We start from the raw sequence: 215 nt of genomic DNA, 5'->3' as shown, positions 1-215 counted from the left end.
CCTAAGTCAACTTCATCACCGGAAATGTCATCTGCGATTTTAACAGAGTATTTACTTAATACTGCTGCCGATAATCCAAATAACACAAACACTGGCATAACAGCTGCTCCAACAACCCCTACTGTAAGAGGTATATTTATTATGTTTCTCCCATCTTTTTCTACCTTTATCCTGACTACAGTGGCTTTTTTTAACAGTTCTATTAATTGTGATTT

1 protein-coding gene is annotated in these 215 nt (G+C 35.8%); it reads right to left on the bottom strand.

From position 1 onward, the window contains the following. Nucleotides 1–215, bottom strand: a 215-nt coding sequence (locus HLB29_RS09615; RefSeq protein ID WP_185624905.1) for a DUF4342 domain-containing protein, incomplete at both ends; no start/stop codon positions are given.

The organism is Peptostreptococcus canis (assembly GCF_014229965.1).
Lineage (GTDB): Bacteria > Bacillota > Clostridia > Peptostreptococcales > Peptostreptococcaceae > Peptostreptococcus > Peptostreptococcus canis.
The sequence above is the reverse complement of the archived record's forward strand: the minus strand, read 5'-3'. Positions and strand labels throughout refer to the sequence as shown.